General features: G+C 74.7%; 22 protein-coding genes. 16 read left to right on the top strand and 6 right to left on the bottom strand.

Features of this window, described 5'->3' with window-relative positions:
- On the bottom strand, positions 1 to 1,263 hold a 1,263-nt coding region (locus tag ACFWDO_RS17745), incomplete at its 3' end, for a carboxyltransferase domain-containing protein (RefSeq protein ID WP_380347091.1).
- 2 nt (positions 1,264 to 1,265) lie between these two features.
- Positions 1,266 to 2,051: a LamB/YcsF family protein gene (locus tag ACFWDO_RS17750; RefSeq protein ID WP_380319564.1), complete on the bottom strand. Its 786-nt coding sequence runs from the start codon at positions 2,049 to 2,051 to the stop codon at positions 1,266 to 1,268.
- Positions 2,052 to 2,286: 235 nt separating this feature from the next.
- On the opposite strand from ACFWDO_RS17750, the gene ACFWDO_RS17755 reads away from it, so the two are divergent.
- The 7 genes from ACFWDO_RS17755 to ACFWDO_RS17785 all read left to right on the top strand — a co-directional run bounded on the left by ACFWDO_RS17755 (position 2,287) and on the right by ACFWDO_RS17785 (position 9,971).
- Positions 2,287 to 4,530 carry a PASTA domain-containing protein gene (locus tag ACFWDO_RS17755; RefSeq protein WP_380319567.1) on the top strand — a complete coding sequence of 748 codons (2,244 nt, stop codon included), beginning with the start codon at positions 2,287 to 2,289 and terminating at the stop codon, positions 4,528 to 4,530.
- Complete coding sequence (locus tag ACFWDO_RS17760) at positions 4,527 to 5,030, top strand: aminoacyl-tRNA deacylase (RefSeq protein WP_380319570.1); 504 nt, start codon at positions 4,527 to 4,529, stop codon at positions 5,028 to 5,030. The genes ACFWDO_RS17755 and ACFWDO_RS17760 overlap by 4 nt, the downstream gene beginning before the upstream one ends.
- Positions 5,031 to 5,193: 163 nt before the next feature.
- Complete coding sequence (locus ACFWDO_RS17765) at positions 5,194 to 5,562, top strand: STAS domain-containing protein (RefSeq protein WP_380319573.1); 369 nt, start codon at positions 5,194 to 5,196, stop codon at positions 5,560 to 5,562.
- A gap of 104 nt (positions 5,563 to 5,666) precedes the next feature.
- The gene (locus tag ACFWDO_RS17770) at positions 5,667 to 6,719 is read left to right on the top strand and encodes a winged helix DNA-binding domain-containing protein (protein WP_380319629.1); all 1,053 of its coding nucleotides are present in this window, start codon (positions 5,667 to 5,669) and stop codon (positions 6,717 to 6,719) included.
- A gap of 75 nt (positions 6,720 to 6,794) precedes the next feature.
- Complete coding sequence (locus ACFWDO_RS17775) at positions 6,795 to 8,108, top strand: FAD-binding protein (protein WP_380319576.1); 1,314 nt, start codon at positions 6,795 to 6,797, stop codon at positions 8,106 to 8,108.
- A 112-nt stretch (positions 8,109 to 8,220) separates the two neighbouring features.
- A complete protein-coding gene (locus ACFWDO_RS17780; RefSeq protein ID WP_380319579.1) occupies positions 8,221 to 9,807 on the top strand; it encodes a sodium-dependent transporter in 1,587 nt (528 codons plus the stop codon).
- Positions 9,804 to 9,971 carry a methionine/alanine import family NSS transporter small subunit gene (locus ACFWDO_RS17785; RefSeq protein ID WP_380319582.1) on the top strand — a complete coding sequence of 56 codons (168 nt, stop codon included), beginning with the start codon at positions 9,804 to 9,806 and terminating at the stop codon, positions 9,969 to 9,971. The genes ACFWDO_RS17780 and ACFWDO_RS17785 overlap by 4 nt, the downstream gene beginning before the upstream one ends.
- A 7-nt stretch (positions 9,972 to 9,978) precedes the next feature.
- Here the strand turns inward: ACFWDO_RS17785 and ACFWDO_RS17790 are convergent, their stop codons facing one another.
- A complete protein-coding gene (locus ACFWDO_RS17790) occupies positions 9,979 to 10,401 on the bottom strand; it encodes a hypothetical protein (RefSeq protein WP_380319585.1) in 423 nt (140 codons plus the stop codon).
- 51 nt (positions 10,402 to 10,452) lie between these two features.
- Positions 10,453 to 11,328 (bottom strand): EamA family transporter, encoded by an 876-nt coding sequence (locus ACFWDO_RS17795; protein ID WP_380319588.1) that lies wholly within the window; start codon positions 11,326 to 11,328, stop codon positions 10,453 to 10,455.
- Between the two features lie 180 nt (positions 11,329 to 11,508).
- Between ACFWDO_RS17795 and ACFWDO_RS17800 the strand changes: the two genes are divergently transcribed.
- The 5 genes from ACFWDO_RS17800 to ACFWDO_RS17820 all read left to right on the top strand — a co-directional run bounded on the left by ACFWDO_RS17800 (position 11,509) and on the right by ACFWDO_RS17820 (position 15,181).
- On the top strand, positions 11,509 to 11,928 hold the full coding sequence (locus ACFWDO_RS17800) for a hypothetical protein (protein WP_380319591.1): 420 nt from the start codon (positions 11,509 to 11,511) through the stop codon (positions 11,926 to 11,928).
- Positions 11,925 to 12,350 (top strand): hypothetical protein, encoded by a 426-nt coding sequence (locus tag ACFWDO_RS17805; RefSeq protein WP_380319593.1) that lies wholly within the window; start codon positions 11,925 to 11,927, stop codon positions 12,348 to 12,350. Before ACFWDO_RS17800 ends, ACFWDO_RS17805 begins: the two co-directional genes overlap by 4 nt.
- A 48-nt stretch (positions 12,351 to 12,398) precedes the next feature.
- Positions 12,399 to 13,334: an ABC transporter substrate-binding protein gene (locus ACFWDO_RS17810; RefSeq protein ID WP_380319596.1), complete on the top strand. Its 936-nt coding sequence runs from the start codon at positions 12,399 to 12,401 to the stop codon at positions 13,332 to 13,334.
- Between the two features lie 75 nt (positions 13,335 to 13,409).
- Entirely contained in the window at positions 13,410 to 14,369 is a 960-nt protein-coding gene (locus ACFWDO_RS17815; RefSeq protein ID WP_380319599.1) for an amino acid ABC transporter permease, read from the top strand.
- Positions 14,370 to 14,413: 44 nt separating this feature from the next.
- Positions 14,414 to 15,181: an amino acid ABC transporter ATP-binding protein gene (locus ACFWDO_RS17820; RefSeq protein WP_380319632.1), complete on the top strand. Its 768-nt coding sequence runs from the start codon at positions 14,414 to 14,416 to the stop codon at positions 15,179 to 15,181.
- A 97-nt stretch (positions 15,182 to 15,278) separates the two neighbouring features.
- On the opposite strand, the gene ACFWDO_RS17825 is transcribed toward ACFWDO_RS17820, so the two are convergent.
- Complete coding sequence (locus tag ACFWDO_RS17825; RefSeq protein ID WP_380319602.1) at positions 15,279 to 16,031, bottom strand: hypothetical protein; 753 nt, start codon at positions 16,029 to 16,031, stop codon at positions 15,279 to 15,281.
- Positions 16,032 to 16,150: 119 nt separating this feature from the next.
- Between ACFWDO_RS17825 and ACFWDO_RS17830 the strand changes: the two genes are divergently transcribed.
- Genes ACFWDO_RS17830 through ACFWDO_RS17845 form a run of 4 tightly spaced genes read left to right on the top strand, consistent with a single transcriptional unit; the run spans position 16,151 to position 19,067 of the window.
- Complete coding sequence (locus tag ACFWDO_RS17830; protein WP_380319605.1) at positions 16,151 to 16,684, top strand: RNA polymerase sigma factor; 534 nt, start codon at positions 16,151 to 16,153, stop codon at positions 16,682 to 16,684.
- Complete coding sequence (locus ACFWDO_RS17835) at positions 16,681 to 17,463, top strand: hypothetical protein (RefSeq protein WP_380319608.1); 783 nt, start codon at positions 16,681 to 16,683, stop codon at positions 17,461 to 17,463. Before ACFWDO_RS17830 ends, ACFWDO_RS17835 begins: the two co-directional genes overlap by 4 nt.
- A gap of 57 nt (positions 17,464 to 17,520) precedes the next feature.
- Positions 17,521 to 18,105: a SigE family RNA polymerase sigma factor gene (locus tag ACFWDO_RS17840; RefSeq protein ID WP_380319611.1), complete on the top strand. Its 585-nt coding sequence runs from the start codon at positions 17,521 to 17,523 to the stop codon at positions 18,103 to 18,105.
- Positions 18,102 to 19,067 (top strand): hypothetical protein, encoded by a 966-nt coding sequence (locus ACFWDO_RS17845; protein ID WP_380319614.1) that lies wholly within the window; start codon positions 18,102 to 18,104, stop codon positions 19,065 to 19,067. Before ACFWDO_RS17840 ends, ACFWDO_RS17845 begins: the two co-directional genes overlap by 4 nt.
- A gap of 7 nt (positions 19,068 to 19,074) precedes the next feature.
- On the opposite strand, the gene ACFWDO_RS17850 is transcribed toward ACFWDO_RS17845, so the two are convergent.
- The coding region (locus tag ACFWDO_RS17850; RefSeq protein ID WP_380347093.1) for an excalibur calcium-binding domain-containing protein at positions 19,075 to 19,622 on the bottom strand (548 nt) is incomplete at its 5' end.

The raw sequence follows: 19,622 nt of genomic DNA on the forward strand, positions 1-19,622 counted from the left end.
CGCCGCCGCCAGGCCTGCCAGTGGGGCGCCCAGACCCGCACCGCGGACGCGGGCACCTCCTCCCTGGAGCTGGCCTGCGTCCTGCGCACCGGGGGCGAGCGGGGCCGGGCCGAGGTGGGCGAGGACGTCGGTGGACCGGGAGCCGAGGACCGGCGGCACGTCGACGCCGCCGCGCACGGCGACGTAGGTCCGGTGCCCGCGGGTGGGGGCGCCCAGCGCGAGCTCGTCGCCGGCCCGCAGCAGGAACGCCCGGGCGCGGGGCGCGGTGCGCTCTCCGCCGTCGTGCCGCACGACGGCGTGCGTGTCCGCCCCGGCGAGGGCGACGACGACGTCGGTACGGGCGCGCAGCCGCATCCCGCCGCCCACGGCCTCGACGGCGGCCGCCCCGACCGGGTTGCCGACCGCGCGGTTCGCGGCGCGCAGGCTGCGGGGGTCGGCGGCCCCCGATGCGGAGACGCCCAGGTGCGCGAGGCCGGGGCGCCCGAGGTCCTGCACCAGCGCCTGCAGGCCGGGGGCCACGACCTCCAGCGCGTCGCCCCCGACCGTCGGCGCGGCAGTTCGGGACCGGGTCGGCAGCTCGGACTGCCGCTCCGAGCGCGAGCTGCCGCCGTGAGCGAGAGCGGCCCCCAGGGCGGACGCGCGCACGGCGGTGAAGCGCACGCGGTCGCCCGGCGACCAGGGCGTGGGCGGGTCGCGGTCCGGGTCCCACGTGACGGCGTCGGTGCGGCCGACGAGCTGCCAGCCGCCCGGGCTCGCCCGCGGGTACACGCCGGAGTACGGGCCGGCGAGCGCCACGGAGCCGGCGGGCACGCGGGTGCGGGGCGTCGCCCGCCGCGGCACGACGAGCCCCGCGTCGTCACCGGTCAGGTACGCGAACCCCGGCGCGAAGCCGACGAACCCCACCACCCACGCCGCGGCGGTGTGCCGCCGCACCACCTCGTCCTCGCTCCAGCCGAGCAGCCGCGCGACGTCGGCCAGGTCCTCGCCGTCGTACACGACGGGGATCTCGACGAGCCGCCCGCCGCCGGCCGTCCCGGACCCGCCCGCGGCCCCGGCGGCGGCACGCTCGCGAAGGAGCGCGGCGAGGCGCACCGCGGGCAGCCGCCACGGGTCGAACGGGACCAGCAGCGTCCGCGCGCCGGGCACCGTCTGCCCGACGCCCGGCACGGGGTCGTCGCGCAGCGTGGCGTGCAGGGCGAGCGCCTGGCGCAGGCCGTCCACCTCGACGAGCAGCGCGTCGTCGCCGGCGGGCAGGACGCGCACGGTCAGCGACCGGGGCGCGTCGCGGGGACGGGCGCGAACGGGGCCAGCGCGACCCCTGCGGCGTCGAACGCCTCGCGGACCCGCCGCGCCATCGCGACGGCGCCGGGGGTGTCCCCGTGCACGCACACGGAGTCGGCGCGCACGGCGACGTCGGTGCCGTCCACGGCCGCCACGACGCCCTCGGTGACGAGCCGCAGCATGCGGCGTGCCACGACGTCCGGGTCGTGCATGACGGCGCCCGGCGCGGAGCGGGGCACGAGGGTGCCGGCGGGGGAGTAGGCGCGGTCGGCGAACGCCTCGGCGGCGGTCGCCAGGCCGGCGGCCTCCGCGGCGGCGAGGGCGGCCGTGCCGGGCAGGCCGAGGACCACGAGCGCCGGGTCGACGGCGGCGACCGCGGCCGCGACGTCGGCCGCGACCCGCTCGTCCACGGCGGCCGTGTTGTAGAGCGCGCCGTGCGGCTTCACGTAGGTGACGCGCGCGCCCTCGGCGGCGGCCAGCGCCTGCAGCGCCCCGATCTGGTAGACGACGTCGGCCTGCAGCTCGGCGGACGGGACGTCGATGTCGCGGCGGCCGAAACCGGCCAGGTCGCGGTAGCCGACGTGCGCGCCGACGGTCACGCCGCGGGCGGCCGCGAGGCGCACGGTGGCGCGGATGGTGGCCGGGTCGCCGGCGTGGAACCCGCACGCCACGTTGGCCGACGAGACGACGTCGAGCATCGCCTCGTCGTCGCCCAGGGTCCAGCGGCCGAACCCCTCGCCGAGGTCGCTGTTGAGGTCGACGGTGGTCATGCCGTCCAGTCTGCCGCGCGCCCGGCGGGACGGGCGCGGGGTATCACGACCCCGCCGCCTCGTTCCCCCGATGGTGTGCGGGTGAGCGTCGCATGAACTCTCGTCACAGGGGTGGCAGGAGCGAGGCGCCTGACGCACAGTTGAGGGACGGTCCTGTCGCCCGTGTCACACGACGACGCCGAGGTGTGGCAGGATCCGAGCGCCTGAGCAGTGCCGATGGGGGAGGTTCGTCGTCGTGAGGTCTCCGAGGGACGCCGACGAGATGGGGCGCGCGGACGCGGTGAAGACGCCGGTCCGTCGGCGCCTCCGGGTCGGTCGGGTGCTGGCCACGTCCACGGCCACCTGCGTGCTGGCCGCGGCGTTCCTCGCGGCGCCCGTCGCCGGGCTCCCGTGGAACCCCGTCTCCGCCGAGCAGGACGCGCCGTCGGTCGGCGCGGGGGTCGAGGGCGTCTCGGTGGGCGTGGTGGGCGCGTCGTCGGTCGAGGGGCCGACGACGGTCGAGGAGGTCCTCGACGTCCTCGAGCGCGCGGAGCTCGCGTCGAAGGACGCCGGCCGGACGGTGTCCCCCGAGGTCGAGCAGGCGGCCGCCGAGCTCGGCATGCTCCTGAGCGCGTACCTGGCGCAGCACCCGACCGGCGCGACCCCCGCCACGCCGTTCGCCTCGCCCGACGCCGAGACCCCGACGCCCCTGGTGACCGACCCGCCGGCGGACCTGCCGACCTCGGTCCCCGGCGTCGCGGACGCCGTGACCGTCGCGAACCACGTCTCGGGCGGGCCCGCCGGGGACGAGGGTGACGCGTCCGACCCGGCTCCCGAGGCGGGGGACGGTCCCGCGAAGGCCGGCGTCCTTCCCGGGCCGCGGGTCCCGGTGACGGGCACGACCCCCGACGGCGCGGTCCCGGGGAGCGGCGCGGAGGACGTCACGCCGCCGGAGTCGCAGCACGACGCGGAGGCCGTGACGTTCGACGACGTGGTCGTGGCGGCCACGCGGCTGGCGACGCTCCTCGACCCGTCGATGACGACCCTCGCCGCCGGCATCCTGCCGGCGGGCGCGGCCGGCGCGGAGGTCTCGGACGCCGCGCGGGCCACGCTGACGGCGAGCCTGCGGGAGCTGGTGGACCGGTACGGCAACAGCACGTCGGGCTACGCCAACGGGCGGATCCCCGCGTCGGCGCTGTGCCCCCTCGACTTCGCGCCCGGACACATGCTGCGCTGCGACGCGGCGGAGCAGCTCGAGGCGCTGAGCGTGGAGTACGAGAAGGAGTTCGGGGTGCCGATCCCGATGACCGACTCGTACCGCACGTTCGACACCCAGGTGCGCCTCAAGGCGACCAAGGGGTACCTCGCGGCGACGCCGGGCTGGTCGAACCACGGCTGGGGCCTCGCCGTCGACCTGGGCGTCCCGATCAACTCGGGCACCACGGCCCAGTACGTGTGGATGCGCGTGCACGGGCCGGACTACGGCTGGGACAACCCGTCGTGGGCGCGCCTGGACGGCTCCAAGCCGGAGCCGTGGCACTTCGAGTTCTTCGCCGCCGGGCCGATCCCGAACCGGGCCTGGAAGGCGGACGACGTGGGCGCGACCGGCGCCGCGCAGGACAAGGCCGCCCAGCACGGGCCGGGCAGCACCTCCGGCGCGGACGGCGCGAAGGGCACGACGTCGAAGGGCGGCACGTCCGACGGGTCGAAGAGCGACGGGAAGAAGGCCGGCGGCTCGTCGTCCGGCGGCACGTCGAAGCCCGGGACGACGGACGGCTCCGCGGGGGCGCCCATCAAGAAGCCGGGCGACAGCACCCCGGACAAGCCAGAGGGGCCGACGGCGCCGGTGAAGGTGACCGTGCCGGACGTCAGCGGGATGGGCGTCGACGCCGCGACCGCGAAGCTCCAGAAGCTCGGCCTCAAGGTCGACACGACGACCAGGGCGAGCGACGCGCCCGCCGGCCAGGTCCTGAGGACGAGCGGCGCGGGTACGAAGGTGACGAAGGGCACGACCATCAGCCTCGTCGTCTCCAGCGGCCCGGTCACCGTCAAGGTCCCGGACGTCACCGGGTGGACCGTCGCCGACGCGCGCGCGAAGCTCAAGAGCCTCGGGTTCGTGGTGGTCACGGACCCGGCGGACGGCGTCGACGACGGCGACCTGGTCGTCGCCACCAAGGGCGCGGGCACCGCGGTGCCGAAGGGCTCCACCGTCGTCCTGTCGTGGGGGGACGCGGCACCCGTGCCGGACGTCGCCGGCAAGACCGTCGCCGAGGCGCGGGCGGTGCTCGAGGAGGCCGGCTTCGAGGTGACCACCGACCCGGCGGAGGGCGTCGCGGACGACGCCGTGGTCACCACGACCGTCGACGCGGGCACGGTGCGGCTGAAGGGCTCGACCGTCACGCTGATCGTCGCCGCCGACGGGTCCGCGACGGAGCCGGACGGCGCCGCCACGGACGCCACGGACGACCCGGCCGCCACGGGCACCCCGGACGCCGGGTGAGCGCCGAGGAGACGCCCCAGGAGACGCCCGGCGAGCGGCGCACGCGGGAGGCGCTGGAGGCGTCGGGGATCGCGTTCGAGATCGTCCGGCACGGGCCGGTGCGCTCGCTCGCCGAGGCGGCCCAGGCGCGGGGCATCTCCCCGTCGCAGGTGCTCAAGACTCTCGTGGTGCGGCGCGGCGACGACGACTTCCTGTTCGTCCTCGTGCCGGGCGACCGCACGATCGCGTGGCCACGGCTGCGCGCGCTGCTCGGCGTGTCCCGGCTGTCCATGCCGGACCGCGAGGTGGCGCGCGAGGTCACCGGCTACGAGCGGGGCACGATCACGCCGTTCGGCTCGCTCACCGCGTGGCCGGTCGTCGCCGACTCGCGCGTCCCGGAGGCGGGGAGCGTGTCCGTCGGGGGCGGCGGCCACGGGGTGTCGGCCACGGTGGACGGCGCGGAGCTGGTGCGCGCCCTCGACGCCCGGGTCGCGGACGTCACGGACCTGGACGACGCTTGACCGGCGGGCCCCGGTCCCCCGGGGACCGACCCGCCGAATTGAACGGACGCTGGACGAATCCGCCGGACCGGGGAACACTCGACGCGGGCCGTTCGCTGTACGGAGAGGACGCGGACGGCGTCCACAGCCGGTAGGGCCCCACGCACGGGAGCATCACGACCACATGGACATCGACACCAGCAGCGACCCCGGACCGAGCTCGGGGATCGCGTCCCGGACCACCGACGCCGCCACCGTCCTCACCCTGTGGGGCGAGGTCGACGCCGCGCTGCGCGAGGCGGCGAGCGACGCGATGGCGTCGCTGGCGGCCCGGGGGACCACGCAGCCCATCGTCCTGGACACCCGGGACGTCACCTTCATCGACTCCTCCGGGGTGGCCTTCATCCTGCAGGTCTACATGCTGGGCCAGGAGACGGGCACGCCCGTGAGCCTGTACCAGCCCTCGGAGGCCGTCGCCGAGGTGCTCGACATGGTCGGCATGGGCGGCAGGATCCCCCTGGCCGAGGCCGAGCCCGCCGGGCGGCCCGCCTGAGCAGGTCGGCGCCCGACTCGGGCGTCGTCCGGGCCGCGCGCCTCGCGGCCATCGGGCTGCGTGCGCCGCACCTGCCCGACGCGCCCGCCGTCGTCGGCGCCCTCCTGGCCGTGCAGGGCCAGGAGCTGCAGCCCGCCCTGTGGGGCGTGTCCCGGCGGGTGGCGCCGGGCGCCCGGCCGGGACGCACGGCGACCAACGCGGCGCTGGCGGCGGGGGACCTGCTGCGCACCCACGTCCTGCGCCCCACGTGGCACCTGGTGCGGCCCGGCGACGCGCGCTGGCTGCTGGAGCTCACGGCCCCGCGGATCACGCGGCTCATGGCGTCGACGGAGAAGGCGTGGCAGCTCGGCGACCTCGGCCCCGGGGCCGACGCCGTCGCGGCCGCCGTCGCCGACGGGCCGCGCACCCGCGCCCAGATCAAGGCCGAGCTGGTCGCCCGCGGGGTGCTGGACCCGGACGCCCCCGGCCTCGCGTTCACGCAGATGCTCATGCACGCGGAGCTGCGGCGGCTCGTGGTCAGCGGCCCGCCGCCGGCCGGGACGCCGCTGCAGCACCAGTCGTACGCCGCGTTCGACGACCGGGTCCCCGCCGGCTACGGGCCGCTGGGCGAGCGGTTCGACGCCGAGGCCGCCGCCGTCGAGCTGTGGCGCCGGTACCTGCCGGGCCGCGCGTTCGCGACGGTCGGCGACGTGCGGCACTGGAGCGGCCTCACGGCCGGGCAGCTCACGCCGGCGCTCGCCGCGCTGACGGACGCCGGGGAGGCGGTGCAGGTGCCGGGCGGCGGCGACCTGGAGGGGCTGACCCTGGTCACGACGCCCGACGCCCTCGAGGCGAGCGCTGCCGGCCGGGCCGACGCCGCGGGCGGGCCGCCCCGCGTCGACCTGCTGCAGGCCTACGACGAGCTGCTGCTCTCCTACCGCGAGACCCGCCCCGTGGTGTTCGACCCGGCGCTGCCGCTCCCGGGCCGCACGGGCGCGTACGTGCACTGCGTGGCGGTGGACGGCGTGGTCGCCGGGCGGTGGCGCTGGCCGGCGGCGTCGGGCCGGGGATCGGGCGCCGGGGCCGACGTGGACGTGCAGTGGCTGCGCGAGCCGTCGCCGCGCGAGCTCGAGGCGCTCGCCGCCGCCGTGGCCGACCTCGCCGGCTACCTGGACTGAGAGTCTGCCCGGCCGCGCCCGGTCGATTCCCCGGACCGAGCCGCAGGTCAGCGCCGCGGATGGCAGGGTGGACCCGTGCATCGCAACTGGGCCGGGAACCTCACCTACTCCGCGCGCTCCGTCGCGCGCCCCACGTCGCTGGAGGAGCTCGCGGACGTGCTGCTCGCCGGCGGGCCGGTGCGCGCGCTCGGGTCGCGCCACTCGTTCAACGACGTCGCCGACACGGACGGCGTGCACGTCCAGGTGGACGCGCTCGACGACGGCCGACCGGCCGTGGAGCCGGTGACGCCCGACGACGGCGGCGCCGAGGGCGAGGTCGTGTCCGTGAACGCGGGCCTGCGCTACGGCGAGGTGTCGCGCGCGCTGCACGCGACCGGCCGCGCGCTGGGCAACCTGGCCTCCCTGCCGCACATCTCCGTGGCGGGCGCGGTGGCCACCGCCACCCACGGGTCGGGCGACACGAACCAGTCGCTGGCGAGCGCCGTCGAGGGCCTCGAGATCATGACGCCGGGCGGCGAGCTGCGGCGCATCACGCGCGCCGGCGACCCGGACGTCTTCCCCGGCACGGTGGTGTCGCTGGGTGCGCTGGGCGTCGTGACGCGGGTCGAGCTGCGCACCGTCCCGGCGTACGTCGTGCGGCAGGACGTCGCGGCCGACGTCCCCTGGGACACTTTCGTCGCGAGCTTCGACGCGATCACCTCGGCCGCCTACTCGGTGAGCGCGTTCACGAGCTGGGACGAGCCGGCCGTGCGGCACGTGTGGTTCAAGTCCGTCGCCCGCGCGGACTCCCCGGAGGCCGCCGTCGACCTCGCCGCCGGTCGCCCGGAGGTGCGCGGCATGGCCCCGGGGTTCCTGCGCTGGGAGGACCGGCCGGTGCACCCGCTGCCGGGCGTGGACCCGGCCGCGTGCACCGAGCAGCTCGGCGTGCCGGGGCCGTGGCACGAGCGGCTGAGCCACTTCCGCCTGGAGTTCACGCCGTCGGCGGGCGAGGAGGTGCAGTCCGAGTACCTGCTGCCGCGCAGCAGCGCCCCGGCCGCGATCGAGGCGCTGCGGGCCCTCGGCCCGCGCATCGCGCCCCTGCTGCAGACCAGCGAGATCCGTACCGTCGCCGCCGACGACCTGTGGCTCAGCCCGTTCGACGGGCCGTCCGTCGCGCTGCACTTCACGTGGCTCCCGCGTGAGGACGACGTGCGCGCGCTCCTGCCCGAGGTCGAGGCCGTCCTCGTGCCGCTGGACGGGCGGCCGCACTGGGGCAAGGTCAGCACCCTGGACCCGCGGGACGTCGCGGCGCTGTTCCCCCGCCTCGACGACTTCCGCGCCCTCGCGCACCGCTTCGACCCCGAGGGCCGGCTGCACGGCGGCCTCGTGGGCCGGCTGCTCGCGGCCTGATACTCGGTCGCGGCGGGCAGTGTCGAGCGGTGGCCGTGGCCGCCGACCTGGGGCAGCCTCGACGTGAGACGCGTTTGACGCGGAAGTCCCTCACCGTGGAGGTTCGACGGTTGTGAGTGCAGCATCCACCGAGACGACATCCCCACCCCGGGAGCAGTTCAGCGGCCAGGTCGGGTTCATCCTGTCCGCGATCGGCTCCGCCGTCGGGCTGGGCAACATCTGGCGGTTCCCGGGCGTCGCGTACGAGAACGGCGGCGGCGCCTTCCTGGTGCCCTACGTGATCGCGCTGCTGACCGCGGGCATCCCGATCCTCTTCCTCGACTACGCGCTGGGGCACCGGTTCCGCGGTGGCCCGCCGACCGTGTTCCGCCGCGTGCGGACGTGGCTCGAGACCCTGGGCTGGTTCCAGGTGATGATCTGCTTCGTCATCGCGATCTACTACGCCGCGATCATCGGCTGGGCGCTGAGCTTCTTCGTCTACTCCTTCAGGCTGAAGTGGGGCGACGACACGGCCGGCTTCTTCACCGGCGACTACCTGCAGCTCTCCGACGTCGCGAACGGCGGGGCGTGGTTCACGCTCGACTTCGTCCCCGCGGTGCTGATCCCGCTGCTGCTGGTGTGGGTCGCCACCATCGCCGTCCTCGTGGGCGGCGTGGCCAAGGGCATCGAGAAGGCGAACGTCGTCTTCCTGCCGCTGCTGGTGGTCGCGTTCGCCGTGCTGGTGGTGCGGGCCGTCTTCCTCGACGGCGCGACCGACGGGCTCAACGCCCTGTTCACCCCCGACTGGTCGGCGCTGGGCGACATGAACGTGTGGATCGCCGCGTACGGGCAGATCTTCTTCTCGCTCTCGGTCGCGTTCGGCATCATGATCACGTACTCGTCGTACCGGAAGCGCCGCGCGAACCTCACGTCGCCGGGCCTCGTGGTGGCGTTCTCCAACTCGGGCTTCGAGATGCTCGCCGGGATCGGCGTGTTCGCCGCCCTCGGCTTCCTCGCGCACGAGCAGGGCGTCGCCGTCGCGGACCTCGAGGGCATCACGGGACCGATCCTGTCGTTCGTGACGTTCCCCGCCGTCGTCTCGGAGATGCCGGCCGGGCCGCTGTTCGGCGCGCTGTTCTTCGGGTCGCTGGCGATGGCCGGCTTCACGTCGCTCATCTCGATCCTGCAGGTCGTGTCGGCGGGCTTCCAGGAGAAGTTCGGCCTCACCCGCCGCCAGGCGGTGCTGTGGATCGGCGTCGTCGCGGCCGTGCTGTCCGTGGTGGGCTTCTCGACGACGACGGGCCTCATCGCGCTCGACACGATCGACAACTGGTCCAACAACGTCGGCATCGTCGCGTCGGCCGTGCTGATGTGCGTGTTCCTCGTCTGGCTGCTGCGCACGAGCCCCGAGCTGCGCTATCACCTCAACGCCGTCTCGACCTTCCAGGTAGGCCGCTGGTGGTACGTGTGCGTCGGGGCGATCGTGCCGGCCGTGCTCGCGTACATGCTGGTCTCGCGCATCGTCGACCTGGTGCAGAACGGCTACGAGGGCTACGACGCGACCTACCTGCTGTACGCCGGGTGGGGCACGCTCGTGATCCTCGTCGTCGGTGCCGTGGTGCTGACGCTGCCGCGCTGGCGCCGCAGCCCGGACGACTTCGTCGCGTGGCCCGCCTACCCGCCGGTCACGGCGCCGACGACGGAAGGGGCGGCCCGATGAACGGCTCCGCGATCCTGCTCATGGTGCTCTCGTTGGCGGTCGTCTGGGGTGGCCTGCTGGTGAGCATCCTCGCCCTGCGCGCCCGCCCGGACCGCGCCGACTTCCCGCCCGGCGGGGAGGACGACCACCGCGAGGACGACGCCATCACCGAGCGCGACACCTGACTCGGCGCTACTCGTCCCTGTTCTCGCGGACCTTCTCCACGCCCTCCTTGAGCAGGAAGAGCGGCAGGATGAACGCCGCCAGCATGCCCGCCAGCCACACGATCACCGGGCCGATGATCCAGCCGGCGACGCCGCCGACGTCGAGCCCGTCGGTGACGAGCACCGCGACCACGAGCGCGACGAACGTCGAGAGCAGGCCCACCCCGCCGACGAGGGCCGGGGCGTTGTTGCGGGCCACCTTGGTGAGGAACGGCGAGATGATCGCCTGCGCCACGGCGAAGATGACGACGGCGAGGATGAAGCCGAGCGGCTCGGACCAGTTGATGGAGAACGTCTCGAGGTCGAAGGCGGCGAAGATCCCCGCGGCGACGAGGACGCCCACCACCGCAGCCAGCAGGAACACGGCCGTGCGGAGCAGGAACCTGATCATGCTCGGAGCGTAGGGCCGGGTCGCGCGCGCGGCACGTCGAGGTGGTGCCCGTCAGACGGGGGCCGCCAGGAGGCCGATGCCGGCCAGCACGACGAGCGACCCGACGATCTTCACCGCCGGCCGTGGCTCCTTGAACAGCCACCACGCGAGCAGCGTGCCCACGACGATGCTCGACTCGCGGGCCGGCGCCACCAGCGCGACGGGCGACGTCTGCATCGCGACCAGCACGAGGATGTAGCCCAGCGGCGAGAGCACCGCGACGAGCGCGATCTCGCGCAGGTGGTGGCGGCCGATCCGCACGGCCTCGGCGCGTCGGCCGCGGTCGCGCAGGATCGGTGCGAGCGTGACCGACTGCCACACCGCGTTGCAGGCGAAGTAGGCCACCGGGTCGAGGGTGAGCGTGGTGACGGCGTGCCCGTCCCAGAGCGTGTACGCGGCGATCGCGGCGCCGGTGGCGACGCCCCAGCGCACGCCGGCCAGCGCGCGCGACGGGTCCACGCCGGAGGCGCCGGAGCTCGCGACGACCGCGACGCCCGCGATCACGACGAGGCCGCCCACCACGTTGACCGCGTCCACGTGCTCGCCCAGCACGACCAGCGCCACGAACATCGTCAGCAGCGGTCCGGTGCCGCGCGCCGTCGGGTAGACGATCCCCAGGTCGGCCCGCGCGTACCCGGTGTTGAGGGCCACGCCGTAGAGGTTGTGGAGCACCCCGGACACGGCGCCCGCGGCGACCAGGGCGCCCAGGTCGGGCCAGCCGTCGCGCGCGAGGATCACCAGCCCCACCGGCAGCCACAGCACCGCCGACGCGGTGCCGTACAGCCACACGAACACGCGCGAGTCGCCGTCCACCCGCTTCGCGGCCACGTTCCACACCGCGTGCAGCACCGCCGCTGCCAGGACGAGCGCCGTCGTGGTGGGGGTCACCGGCCGACCGTACTCGCCGCGGCTGGCCCGCCGTCGGCCCGGTCAGTCTCGGCCACCGCCCGCCGTCCTGCCGGCGACCGGGTGAAAGTCCCGCGAGGGAGTCGTCGCGACCGCGGAAGGGGCTACCGTGTGCCCGCCGCGCAGGGCGCGCGACGACGTGGTGCCGGAGGGGCGCGGTACATGCTGGGAGAGATCCTGGAGGCGGTCGGCGACCTGGTCGGCGACGCCGTCGGCAGCGCGATCGCTGAGCCGTGGAACCGGCGACGGAGGCGGCGGCTGCAGGCGCGGGGGCAGATACATGCCGGGCTCCGGGTGGTCCACGGCAGCGTGCCCGGGTTGTCATCCCGCTGGACGCACGGCGGCTGGGCGGTCGATGCCGGCCGTCTTGCTCGCCACTCGACCCTGGTGCACGTCGTCCGGCTCGACGGCCCGCCATGCACGCCGTCGTTCAGGGAGTCGTTCGCCGTCGACCCGGACTGCGCCGTCTTCCGCGGGATGACGGGGCAGGGCGAGGTCGAGATCGCCGTCCTGCGCGACCAGGTCGACTGGTTCCTCGGCCGCCTGGACGTAGCGCGGCACGAGCGGGACTCCGTCGGATGAACCTGTCCGAGATCGAGGCGTACCTGCAGTCGGCGACGGCCGACCTGCCGGGGCTGGAGAGTCAGGTGACGATCCGCGACCACGACGTGGTCGCCCGGCTCTGGCGGCCGGGCGAGCCGGAGCGGTGGGCGCAGGTCAGGACACCGGGCGACGACATGTTCTGGCTGAGCGTGGACGGCCGCTTCGGCACCGCCATCCCGACCCTGAGCCCCGACGACGACGAGATTACGGAGTCGCTGGACGAGCTCCTCGCGGTGGCGCGGGCGTACCTGGAGGGCAGGGTCGAGCGGCACGGCCGACGGTTCCCCACGCTGACGGTGACGACGCCCGACGGGACGGAGGTGCTCCAGCGGGCGCTCACGACGAACCTGCGGGACCTGTTCACGCGCCGATCACCAGGCGGTTTGGAGGATCATGCATAGGGCTGCATACTCATGCATAGACCCCCGCACGACTTTCGGAGCCCCACCATGCGCACCCGCCCCGCCCTCGTGGCGACCGTCGTCACCTCGGCCGTCGCCGCCCTCGCCCTCACCGGCTGCACCACGGCCTCGCAGGAGACCGGCGGTGGTGCCGACCCGTCGTCGAGCGCGTCGTCCTCCGCGGAGGGCTTCGACCTCTCCGGCATCACGACCGACGACGCACTGGCGTCGTCCGTGCCGGAGGCCGTCGCGAACGACGGCAAGCTCACGATCGGCTCCGAGCTGACGTACGCGCCGGTGGAGTTCGTGGCCGCGGACAACAAGACGCCGATCGGCATCGACATCGACATCGCGGGCGCGGTCGCCAAGACCCTGGGCCTCGAGGCCGACGTCCAGTCCTCCACGTTCGACGCGATCATCCCGGCGATCGGCTCCAAGTACGAGGCCGGCTTCTCCGCGTTCACGATCACGCCCGAGCGCCTCAAGACGGTCAACATGATCAGCTACTTCAGCGCCGGCTCGCAGTACGCCGTCGCGAAGGGCAACCCGGAGAACGTCGACCCGGCCAACCTGTGCGGCCTGTCCGTGGGCGTCCAGACCGGCACCATCCAGCAGGACGAGCTCGACGCCGCGTCGAAGACGTGCACGGACGCCGGCAAGGACGCCATCGACGTCCTGCCCTACGACTCGCAGGCCGCGGTCGCGACCAACCTCGCGGGCGGCAAGCTCCAGGCCATGTACGCCGACTCGCCCATCACGGCGTACGCCGTGCAGCAGTCCGGCGGCGCGATCGAGCCCCTGGGCGACGTGACCGACGCCGCGCCGTACGGCGTCGTCGTCGCCAAGGACGACGCGAAGCTCGCCGAGGCGGTCCAGGGCGCGCTGCAGAAGCTCATGGACGACGGCACGATCAAGGCGATCGCCGACTCGTGGGGCAGCGGCGACGCCGCGCTCGACAAGGCGGAGCTGAACCCGGCAGGCTGACGTCGTTCTCGCTGGTCGAGCCTGGCGAGGCCATGATGGTCTCGCCAGGCTCGACCGCTGTCCCGGAGGTTTCCCATGAGCTCGCTGCCTGAGCCGATCCACGCCCGGCCGGTGCCACGCCCGGGCCGCTGGGTCTCCGCGGTGGTCGTCCTCGTCCTCGCCGCGATGGCGGTCAACGCCCTCGTCACCAACCCGAACTTCCGCTGGGACACCGTCTGGCTGTACCTGCGCGACGTCGTCGTCGTGCGCGGGGTGGGCTGGACGCTGGTCCTGACGTTCGGCTCGATGGCGATCGCGATCGTGCTGGCCATCCTGCTCGCCATCATGCGGCGCAGCGACAACCCGGTCATGAGGTCGGTGGCCTGGTTCTGGATCTGGTTCTTCCGCGGCACCCCGATCTACACGCAGCTGGTGTTCTGGGGCCTCATCTCGGTGCTGTACCCGCGGCTCAGCCTCGGCATCCCGTTCGGCCCCGAGTTCTGGACCTTCACCACCAGCGACGTCATCACCGCGTTCTGGGCGGCCCTCATCGGCCTGGCGCTCAACGAGTCCGCGTACCTCGCGGAGATCGTGCGCGCCGGGCTGTCGTCGGTCGACCCCGGTCAGGCCGAGGCGGCCCGTGCCCTGGGGATGAAGGACGGCAAGATCATGCGCCGCGTCGTGCTGCCGCAGGCGATGCGCGTCATCGTGCCGCCCACGGGCAACGAGACGATCTCCATGCTGAAGACGACGTCGCTCGTCATCGCCGTCCCGTTCACCCTCGAGCTCACCTACGCCACCAGCGCCATCGGCGCCCGCATCTACCAGCCCATCCCGCTGCTCATCGTGGCCGCGCTCTGGTACCTGCTGATCACGTCGATCCTCATGGTCGGGCAGCACTACCTGGAGCGGCACTACGGCCGCGGGTTCGACGGCGACCGCGGCGGCCGGGGTGGTCGTGGCCCGCGCGGCGGACGGCGCAAGCCCACCAAGCAGGACCTCATCGGCGCGTCCGGCACCACCCAGGACGACCCCTTCCTGGAGGTGACCCCGTGAGCGAGGAGAACCGACCCACGAACCACGCGGCGAGCGACGTCGCGATGGTCGAGGTCCGCGGCGTGCACAAGGTCTTCGGCCACGGGCACGACGCCGTGCACGTCCTCAAGGGCGTGGACCTGGACGTCGCGCGCGGCTCCGTCACCGTGGTGCTCGGGCCGTCGGGCTCGGGCAAGTCCACGCTGCTGCGCTGCGTCAACGAGCTGGAGGAGATCACCGCCGGCTCCATCCACGTCGACGGCGACCTCATGGGCTACCGCCGCGACGCCAAGGGCGTGCTGCACCGCCTGCACCCCAAGGTGATCGCGAAGCAGCGCTCCCGCATCGGGATGGTCTTCCAGCGGTTCCACCTGTTCCCGCACATGACGGCGCTGGAGAACGTCATGGAGGCGCCCGTGCAGGTGCGCGGGCTGTCCAAGGCGGAGGCGCGACGTCGTGCGCTCGAGCTGCTCGACCGCGTGGGCCTCACCGACCGGGTGGGGCACTACCCGGCGCAGCTGTCCGGCGGGCAGCAGCAGCGCGTCGCCATCGCGCGGGCGCTCGCCATGGACCCCGAGCTCATGCTCTTCGACGAGCCGACCTCCGCGCTCGACCCGGAGCTCGTCGGCGAGGTGCTCGCCGTCATGAAGGACCTGGCGCGGTCCGGCATGACGATGATCGTCGTGACGCACGAGATCGGCTTCGCTCGCGAGGTCGCCGACCACGTCGTCTTCATGGACGACGGCGTGATCGTCGAGGAGGGGCGCCCCGGCGACGTCCTCGACAACCCCTCCGAGCCCCGGCTGCGCGACTTCCTCGCCCACGTGCTCTGACAGACCCTCGCGCCGAACAGGCAGTTGGCACCGCTATGGGCCCCGAAACGGCCTCATTGCGGTGCCAACTGCCTGTTCGGCACTGTGCGGGTGCGCGTCAGAGCGAGGCGCAGGCGCCGCCCAGGTCGGTGTGCCCGATGAGGACCTTCTTCCACATGTGGGCGGAGTAGCCGCCCGCGCTGGTGCGGGTCTTGGAGATGGTGCGGGTGTCGCCGTTGTGCCACGTGGCGGAGGCGCCGGTGAGCCAGGTGGTGCCGGTGGGGCAGCCGCTCACGCCCGTGGACACGCGGTAGATGCGCATGAAGCCGGTGATCGACCCCGACCCGCGGTACAGCCACGACGCGTAGATGCGGCCGCTGCTCTTCTGCAGGCACATCGTGCCGGGGCCCGACGTCGACGCGCACCGGTCGCCGGACGGCAGGCTGAGCGTCGCGGCGTCGGACGTCGTCGACCGGGCGGCGGTGCCGGCGGTGTCGTCGACGGCGGGGTCGGCGCACTTCTCCAGCAGGTCGACACGGTGGGTCTTCAGGTCGGCGGGCGCGCCCATCGCGAGGTTGTAGTCGGCGTCGACCTCCTCGGAGACCGTGACCTCCTCCAGCGTGCAGCCGCGGGCGGCGGCGTCGGCCTTCCAGTCGGTGGCCTCGGCGTCGGCGCGTTCCTGCGCGGCCCAGGCCTCCCACTCGGCGGCGGGGCTGCCGGGGGCGGGGACGCCCGGCAGGTTCTCGGCGGGGGCGGTGTCGTCGGTCGCGGCCTGGCTGCTCGTCGCGGCGCCGAGGGCGAGCCCCAGCGCGAGGACGGTGGCGCCCAGACCTGCGGCGACGGTGCGGTGGACGGTCCTGCCTCGGCTCATGACACTCCTCGGGTGGGCTCCGGCGTGCTGCTGCGGCGTCGTCGTCGGCGCTCGCGGTGACTACGGTGTAGCACTCGGGGGGTTGCCGGCAACTCCTGTGGTAGACGGAAGGTTTCTTTGTGGACGACGCCCACGCCCGTGAGCTGCTGACGCAGATGTGGGTGGACCAGCACGAGGCGGTGACGAGGTTCGTGGCGCGTCGGGTGGAGGCAAGCCTGGTGGACGACGTCGTGTCGGAGACGTTCCTGGTCGCGTGGCGCCGTCTGCCGGACGTCCCGGAGGACCCGAAGCCGTGGCTGCTCGGCGTCGCGCGCAACGTGCTCGCCACCCACCTGCGCACCCACGGCCGGTGGCGGGCGCTCGGCGTCCGGCTCGAGCGCGAGCCCGCGGCCGGCAAGGAGGGCACGGACGACCTGGCGGCCGAGCGCGCCGACCTGCGGCGCGCGTGGGAGATGCTGACCGACGCGGACCGGGAGGTCATCGCCCTGGTCGCGTGGGACGGGCTCACCGCCGTCGAGGGGGCCCGCGTCCTCGGGATCCGTCCGTCGACGTTCTCCGTCCGTCTGACCCGGGCCCGCAAGCGGCTGCTGGCCTACTCGGGCCTGCCGTCGGAGACGGCCACCGTGCTCCAGAAGCTGCAGGAGGCGCGATGAAGTCCCCCATGATGGTCCAGCTCGCCGACCTCGACCCGGCCCGCGAGCTCCACGCCCCCGGGCGCCCCGACGACGTGGCGCTGGCGGCGATCCTCGACTCCCCGCGCGGGGCGGCGCGGGTCCGCCGGGCCCCGCGGCCCGCGGTGCTGGCCGGTGCGGCGGCCGCCGCCGTCGTGGCCGTCGCCGGGGTCGCCACCGTCTGGTGGCCCGGAGCGACGGCGGCGTACGCGAGCTGGACGGCCGTGCCCACCACGCTGACGCCGGCCGAGACGGCGGAGCGCGCCGCGTCGTGCGACACGGAGGCGCGCACCATCGTGGCGGACGAGGGCGCGCCGCGCGTCGCCGAGGTCGCGATCAGCCCGGTGCTCGCGGAGCAGCGCGGCGAGTACACGTACGTGCTCCTCGTCGGCGACGGCGCCACCGGGGAGTGCCTGGTCACGTCGCAGGCGACCGGGACCAGCGACGTCGTCGCCGGGGCGGCCGTGCCGGCTCAGGTGCCCGCGCCGCCCGGGCCGCGCGAGCTGACGACGCTCCAGTCCGGCACCGCCTCCTGGTCCGCGGGTGAGACCGGCGACGGCGCGCTGACGTCCGCGTTCGGGCGCGTCGGGCCCGACGTCGAGTCCGTCGCGCTCACGCTCACCTCCGGCGAGCGCGTCGAGGCGACCGTCTCCGGCGGCTGGTGGGCCGTCTGGGCCCCCGGGGAGGCGGCGCTGCGCAGCACCGCCGAGCTGACCTTCACGGACGGTGCGCGGGCGGAGGCGGACGTCGTCGCCCGGTAGCGGCGACGAGATCCCGGTCCGAGGGAACCTTCGGCGGCCCTGCCCCGTGTACCGGTCGTGACAGCCACCCACGACGCCGACGCCGCCGCCTGGCACGACGAGGCGCACGTCGACGTCCAGGTGACCCACCAGAGCCGCAACGCGGAGTTCGCGGCGTTCATGGCGGCGTCCGTCGACCCGCTGCACCGCACGGCCTACCTGCTGTGCGGCGACCGGCACCGCGCCGAGGAGCTGGTGCAGCAGGCGCTCGAGCGCACCTACCGGTCGTGGCACCGGGCGCGCGAGGGCGACCCGCTCGCCTACGCGCGCCGCACGCTGGCCAACCTCCGGATCGACACGTGGCGGAGCACGCGCCGCGAGGTCCTCGCCGACCACGACGACCTGACCGCCGCCGCGGGCCGCACCGACGGACCCGACGGCACGCACGCCGTGGACGACCGGGACGCCGTCGTCCGGGCCCTGCTCCTCCTGCCGCTGCGGCAGCGCCGGGTCGTGGTGCTGCGACACCTGGTCGGGTTGTCGGAGGAGGAGGTGTCCCGGGAGCTCGGCATCCCGCGCGGCACCGTGAAGTCCACCGCGTCGCGCGGCCTGTCCCGCCTGCGTGCCGCTCTCGACCTCGACGCCCTGGGAGGACCGCGATGACCCCCGAACCGCCCCTGTCCGACGACGAGCTGGTGGCCCGGCTGCGGCAGGCCACCGCCGACGTCCCGCCCTCGACCCTCGACCTCGACGCCGTCCTGCGCTCCAGCCGGCACCGGGCGGTGCGGCACCGCGCCGTCGTGGCCGTCGCCTGCGTGGCGGCGCTGGGTGCGGTGGGGTTCGGCGCGCCGCGGGTCCCGGCGCTGCTCGACGAGGGTGGCGGCATCGGTCCGGCGGCCGCCACGGGCACCACCGCGTGGGGCGCGTGCGTCGCGCGTCTCGTGGACGTGCGCTGGACGTCGGAGCGGGCCGAACCGATCGTGATGTGGGTCGACAGGCTGATCGTCTCGGGGGAGGTGGGCTCCCCCGACCGCCGGTCGCAGCTCGACCCGAAGGTGTCGTTCGACCCGCGGGCCGCGACCCCGTCGGTGGACGGGGCCGACGTCACCCCCGCGATCGCCGCCGGCGTGCTGGCGCGGGCGACGGAGGACTCGCGTCACCCGCCCACGACGAAGCCGTACTTCGGGTCGCCGGGCACGGGTACCGGGTGGACGGGGCTCCTGGCCGGGCTCGACGAGTCGGTGCGCGGCGTCCCGGCCGCCCAGGTCCCGGAGAGCCCGTGGGACCCGGGGAGCCCGTGGAATGCGAGCTGGGAGGACATGGCCGCGGACACCTACGTGATCTACGGCGAGGGCACCCGGCACGTGGCGTCGGGCACGGCGACCTGTGCCGGCGAGGAGCATGCCGTCGAGCTGTCCTACTGGGCGCCGGGGGACGGGGCCGTCGTCCTCGCGTGCGCCAACCCGGCGCGCGACGCGGTCGCCGTGCACGTCAAGCGCGCCTACTGCCCGGGCGAGCTCTCGGCGGAGGAGCGGGCCGTCATCGGGCTCGACCCGTCCGACGCCGCCTCCGTCCGGACGGTGGAGGACGTCGCCGGGTCGCTGCGCCTGCCCTGGACGCGCTGACCGGCCCCTACTCGCCGTCCTCGCAGGCGATGCCGTTGCCGTTGGGGTCCAGCGCCCCGCGGTAGGCGGGCTGGCCGTTCTGGATCGGGGCGGCGCCGGCCTGGCGGGCGGCGTTGCAGTCCCAGTAGAACCAGGCGGAGTCCTGGTTCTGCTGCTCCTGCTCCTGCTGCTGCTGTTCCTGCTGCGCCTGCTGGTCCTGGAACGCCTTCTGCTGGCTGGCGAGCTCGGTCTCCTGCTTCTCGGCGGCCTTCTCGCGCTCCTTCAGCGCGTCCTCGCGCTTCTGGACCTCGGCCTTCTGCGCGGCGAGCGACTCCTGGGACGCCTGCGCGTCGGCGCGGATCTGCTCGGCCTCCGCCATCGTGCTCTTGGCGTCCACGAGGGCCTGCGCGGCGTCGGAGCTGCGCATCATCGAGACCGTCACGCCGAGGATGCAGCCGAGCGCGAGGCACGCGACGGCCACGCCGGCGACGAGCATGCTCGGCGGGCGCCCCTTGCGCGCGGACCGGGGGCGCGGGGCGGCCGCGGCGGCGGCCTCCTCGGCGGCGCGGCGCGCGG

This window comes from Isoptericola sp. NPDC060185 (assembly GCF_042728595.1).
Classification (GTDB): domain Bacteria; phylum Actinomycetota; class Actinomycetes; order Actinomycetales; family Cellulomonadaceae; genus Isoptericola.

Coding starts and splice junctions, on each gene's coding strand:
- ACFWDO_RS17750 (WP_380319564.1), bottom strand. CDS start 2,051: ATGACCACCGTCGACCTCAACAGCGACCTCGGCGAGGGGTTCGGCCGC.
- ACFWDO_RS17765 (WP_380319573.1), top strand. CDS start 5,194: ATGGACATCGACACCAGCAGCGACCCCGGACCGAGCTCGGGGATCGCG.
- ACFWDO_RS17785 (WP_380319582.1), top strand. CDS start 9,804: ATGAACGGCTCCGCGATCCTGCTCATGGTGCTCTCGTTGGCGGTCGTC.
- ACFWDO_RS17790 (WP_380319585.1), bottom strand. CDS start 10,401: ATGATCAGGTTCCTGCTCCGCACGGCCGTGTTCCTGCTGGCTGCGGTG.
- ACFWDO_RS17800 (WP_380319591.1), top strand. CDS start 11,509: ATGCTGGGAGAGATCCTGGAGGCGGTCGGCGACCTGGTCGGCGACGCC.
- ACFWDO_RS17805 (WP_380319593.1), top strand. CDS start 11,925: ATGAACCTGTCCGAGATCGAGGCGTACCTGCAGTCGGCGACGGCCGAC.
- ACFWDO_RS17810 (WP_380319596.1), top strand. CDS start 12,399: ATGCGCACCCGCCCCGCCCTCGTGGCGACCGTCGTCACCTCGGCCGTC.
- ACFWDO_RS17815 (WP_380319599.1), top strand. CDS start 13,410: ATGAGCTCGCTGCCTGAGCCGATCCACGCCCGGCCGGTGCCACGCCCG.
- ACFWDO_RS17820 (WP_380319632.1), top strand. CDS start 14,414: ATGGTCGAGGTCCGCGGCGTGCACAAGGTCTTCGGCCACGGGCACGAC.
- ACFWDO_RS17825 (WP_380319602.1), bottom strand. CDS start 16,031: ATGAGCCGAGGCAGGACCGTCCACCGCACCGTCGCCGCAGGTCTGGGC.
- ACFWDO_RS17835 (WP_380319608.1), top strand. CDS start 16,681: ATGAAGTCCCCCATGATGGTCCAGCTCGCCGACCTCGACCCGGCCCGC.
- ACFWDO_RS17845 (WP_380319614.1), top strand. CDS start 18,102: ATGACCCCCGAACCGCCCCTGTCCGACGACGAGCTGGTGGCCCGGCTG.